The 1,422-nt window shown below is 35.2% G+C and carries 1 protein-coding gene; it reads right to left on the bottom strand.

The features are described 5' to 3' along the window. Positions 1–152 precede the first annotated feature (152 nt). A complete protein-coding gene (locus tag F6K13_RS33140) occupies positions 153–1,310 on the bottom strand; it encodes a DUF819 domain-containing protein (RefSeq protein ID WP_124154576.1) in 1,158 nt (385 codons plus the stop codon). Positions 1,311–1,422: the final 112 nt, after the last annotated feature.

Below are 1,422 nucleotides of genomic sequence, written 5' to 3'. Positions count from 1 at the left end.
TCCAGCTTTTCGATCAATAGAGCTGAAAAAGTGAGGATTTTGGGGTAACGCGAGGCAGAAAAATTAAGGGACTATTCTTCTGTACGGGCGATTCAGATAGATGCCCCTACAACTCCCAATTCCTCCTGACTCCTGACTCCTTCCCCTATTTTTTAACCCAAAAAATTAGCTAGAGCAACTCCAATAAAAGTAGCTAGAGCATAACCAAAAATACCACAAAGAATGGCAGGAGTTACTAATTGATACCAATTTTTCGCTTTTGCCATAGCAGCAGCAGTAGTAGCACCTCCCAAATTGGCGTTAGAAGCTACAACTAATTCAGCCAATTCTAAGTTTAATAATTTACCACCAAGTAACAGAAAAAGTAAATGAACGGTCAAAATTACCCCAGCGAAAAAAAATAAAACTGGTCCAAATTCTAGAACTTTCCAGATATTAGCACTAGCTCCAATTACGGCAAAAAATATCTGCATTAACAAAGTACCAATTTTGTCTGCTACTGTTAATTTTCCTAAATATTGGGGAAATATTGTGGCTAGAGAAACTATTAAAATAGTGGTGAATAAAATTGCTGCTTTAGGAATACCTAATAAACTAGCAATACTAATGCCTAGTGCACCTGATATTCCACTAATAGCTAATGCTTTACTCATATCTAGAACCGATAATTCTTGTGTGAGTGACTCAGAAAAATTCCTTTTACTTTGTTCTAGGAAGCTTGTATCTTGAGGCAAATTATTACCAGGAAAAAATTGTTTTACCCATTTCAGAGAAGGTAAAGCAAATAAAAGTAGAAAAAACAAAGTCATAGCCAAATTATCTGCTGCTGTTCCTGCAGCTAACAAATCTCCTGAATCTAAATTTAATTCGATAATTTGAGCAGTGGCAAAAAAATTCACAGATCCACCTATATAAGTAGCACAGAAAACTCCAGCTAATTTCCAATCTAACTCGCCTATAGGAATCAAATAATATGCTAGTATAGTTCCCAAAATTGTTCCCAAAGCACCTAAAAAATAAGCAATTAAAACTCGCCCACATTCATGCATAATTTGTAGTATATTAGCTTGAAATAAAAGCAGAGGAATAGAAAAGGGAACCAGAAAAGACCAAACTACATTATAGACAGGAGCATCAATAGGTATAATTCTTAGATTCGACAGAAAAAATGTTACTAGCATAGTTATGACAGCACCAGATATACTTGCACCCCACTTTTTCTGTTCTGACCAAAAACCAATAGTTGCTGCTGAGAGAAGAATTGCCCAAATAGCAAAATTTTGCTCAGGTTGAATCAAACTGTTTGTCATAACCAGTCGAAAATTGTTTTTCAAAGATAACAAAATTCTACAAAAATATGTTACAGCAGTTTCCGAAGTTATGAGGTACATATATTGATACTTTTAGGGAGTAGGGAGTAGA

Origin of the sequence: Okeania sp. SIO2B9 (assembly GCF_010672505.1) — a bacterium.
Taxonomy (GTDB): Bacteria; Cyanobacteriota; Cyanobacteriia; order Cyanobacteriales; family Microcoleaceae; genus Okeania; species Okeania hirsuta.
Note: the sequence above shows the minus strand (reverse complement) of the source record. Positions and strands in the feature narration are given on the sequence as shown.

Bases quoted from the DNA above. Each gene is read 5' to 3' on its own strand.
- F6K13_RS33140 (WP_124154576.1), bottom strand. From the start codon at position 1,310: ATGACAAACAGTTTGATTCAACCTGAGCAAAATTTTGCTATTTGGGCA.